The 2,553-nt window shown below is 67.4% G+C and carries 4 protein-coding genes; all 4 read left to right on the top strand.

Annotated features, from left to right (window positions below):
* Nucleotides 1–408: DMT family transporter (locus tag JYJ84_RS33910; RefSeq protein ID WP_205190079.1), on the top strand; the 408-nt coding region annotated here is incomplete at its 5' end.
* Nucleotides 409–560: 152 nt separating this feature from the next.
* A complete protein-coding gene (locus tag JYJ84_RS33905) occupies nt 561–1,742 on the top strand; it encodes a PLP-dependent aminotransferase family protein (protein WP_175222865.1) in 1,182 nt (393 codons plus the stop codon).
* A 42-nt stretch (nt 1,743–1,784) separates the two neighbouring features.
* On the top strand, nt 1,785–2,243 hold the full coding sequence (locus tag JYJ84_RS33900; RefSeq protein WP_122945975.1) for a RidA family protein: 459 nt from the start codon (nt 1,785–1,787) through the stop codon (nt 2,241–2,243).
* Between the two features lie 13 nt (nt 2,244–2,256).
* A partial coding sequence (locus JYJ84_RS33895; RefSeq protein ID WP_205190078.1) for a PhzF family phenazine biosynthesis protein occupies nt 2,257–2,553 on the top strand: 297 nt, incomplete at its 3' end.

Below are 2,553 nucleotides of genomic sequence, written 5' to 3'. Positions count from 1 at the left end.
GGCGCGCGCCTCGCACGCCAGATCGGCGGCTGGCAGGTGATCTGCTGGGCGCTCGTCGTGTCCGCGCCGTTCCTCGTGCTGCCGGTCGGCTGGCTCGCGTGGATGCAGCATGCCGCGCATCCGGGCCCGCTCGCGCTGCGCACGTGGCTCGCATTCGGCTACGTGACCCTCTTTTCGCAATTCATCGGCTTTTTCGCGTGGTATGCGGGGCTCGCGATGGGCGGCATCGCGCGCGTCGGCCAGGTGCAACTGCTGCAGATTTTCTTCACGATTGCTTTTTCCGCGCTGCTGTTCGGCGAAACGGTGACGCCGTCGACGTGGCTGTTCGCAGCTGCGGTGATCGCCACCGTGGTGCTCGGGCGCCGCTCGGCGGTCGCCACCGCCGCGCGACCGGCTCGCGCCGGCTGAATAGCTGCGCCATAATGGACGTTTTGCCTGATCGGTTTTGCCCACCCGGCCGCGAAGGCTCGATCGCGCTCGTGCCTGCCCACCCGGCAGCGTCGAAGCGATTTGCCCGAACGACCTTTCTTGACTGACCACGATATCCGAACGAGGAGACTATGAATCCGAGCGACCTGCATCCGCCGCACTGGCAGCTTTCCGAACGCGCACGCAAGCTGACGAGCTCTGCAATCCGCGAAATCCTGAAGGTCACGGAACGCCCCGAGGTCATCTCGTTCGCCGGCGGCCTGCCCGCCCCCTCGACGTTCCCGGCCGAACGCATGCGCGCCGCCGCCGATCGCGTGCTGCGCGACGCGCCGGCCGCCGCGCTCCAGTACAGCGCGACCGAAGGCTACCTGCCGCTGCGCGAATGGATCGCCGAGCGCTACAGCGTGCGCGTGTCGCAGGTGCTGATCACGACCGGCTCGCAGCAGGCACTCGACCTGCTCGGCAAGGCGCTCGTCGATCCGGGCAGCCCGATCCTCGTCGAAACCCCGACCTACCTTGGCGCGCTGCAATCGTTCTCGCTGTACGAGCCGCGCTACGTGCAGGTGCCGACCGACGAGCAGGGCCTGCTGCCGGAAGGCCTCACGCCCGAACTCACGCAAGGCGCGCGCCTCTTGTACGCGCAGCCGAACTTCCAGAACCCGACCGGCCGCCGCCTGCCCGTCGAGCGCCGCCGCGCGCTCGCCGCGTTCGCGCAGTCGAGCCCGTTCCCGGTGCTGGAAGACGATCCGTACGGCGCGCTGAACTACCGCGGCGAGCCGCTGCCGACGATGCTGTCGATGGCGCCCGATCACGTCGTGCATCTCGGCACGTTCTCGAAGGTGCTCGCGCCGGGCCTGCGGATCGGCTACATCATTGCGCCCGAGGAACTCCACTTCAAGCTCGTGCAGGCCAAGCAGGCCACCGACCTGCACACGCCGACGCTCACGCAGCGCATCGCGCACGAAGTGATCAAGGACGGTTTCCTCGACGAACACATCCCGACGATCCGCGAGCTGTACAGCGCGCAGTGCGACGCGATGCTCAGCGCGCTCGAGCGCCACATGCCGGAAGGCGTCACGTGGAACCGGCCGGAAGGCGGAATGTTCATCTGGGTGAACCTGCCCGCGCAGATCGACAGCATGAAACTGCTCGCCACCGCCGTCGACAACCACGTCGCCTTCGTGCCGGGCGCACCGTTCTTCGCGGACAACGCGCAGCAGAACACGCTGCGCCTGTCGTTCGTGACGGTGCCGCCCGAGAAGATCGAGGAAGGCGTCGCGCGCCTCGGCAAGCTGCTGCGCGAGCGCCTCTGATCCCCTTTTTCCTGTCACGACTCTCTACGAGGAATCGAATACATGGCTAACGTCTACGACAAACTCAAGTCGCTCGGTATCGAGCTCCCGACCGCCGGCGCACCGGCCGCCGCCTACGTGATGAGCGCGCAAACCGGCAACACGGTCTTCCTGTCGGGCCACATCGCGAAGAAGGACGGCAAGGTCTGGGCCGGCAAGCTCGGCGCCGATCTCACGACGGAAGACGGCAAGGCCGCCGCCCGCTCGATCGCGATCGACCTGCTCGCGACGCTGCACGCGCACACCGGCGACCTGAACAAGGTCACGCGCATCGTCAAGCTGATGAGCCTCGTCAACTCGACGCTCGACTTCACCGAACAGCACGTCGTGACGAACGGCGCGTCGGAACTGATCGCGGAAGTGTTCGGCGACGCAGGCAAGCACGCACGTTCGGCATTCGGCGTCGCGCAGATCCCGCTCGGCGCATGCGTCGAGATCGAACTGATCGCCGAAGTCGCCTGACGGGCACATCGCGATGTCCGGTCGTCTCGTCCGCTTCAAGCAGGTCGACGTGTTCACGGCGGTGCCGTTCAAGGGCAATGCGCTCGCCGTGGTGTTCGACGCCGACGCGCTCGGCGACGACGACATGCTCGCGATCGCCCGCTGGACGAACCTGTCGGAAACGACGTTCGTCTGCACGCCGACCGATCCGGAAGCCGACTACCGCGTCCGGATCTTCACGACGGAGGGCGAACTGCCGTTCGCCGGCCACCCGACGCTGGGCACTGCGCATGCGTTCCTCGAACGCGGCGCGCAGCCGCGCACGCCGGGC

The sequence above is a fragment of the Burkholderia sp. LMG 13014 genome, from assembly GCF_905232215.1.
In the GTDB taxonomy this organism is placed as follows: domain Bacteria; phylum Pseudomonadota; class Gammaproteobacteria; order Burkholderiales; family Burkholderiaceae; genus Burkholderia.
This window is presented reverse-complemented; position numbering and strand designations above follow the sequence as displayed.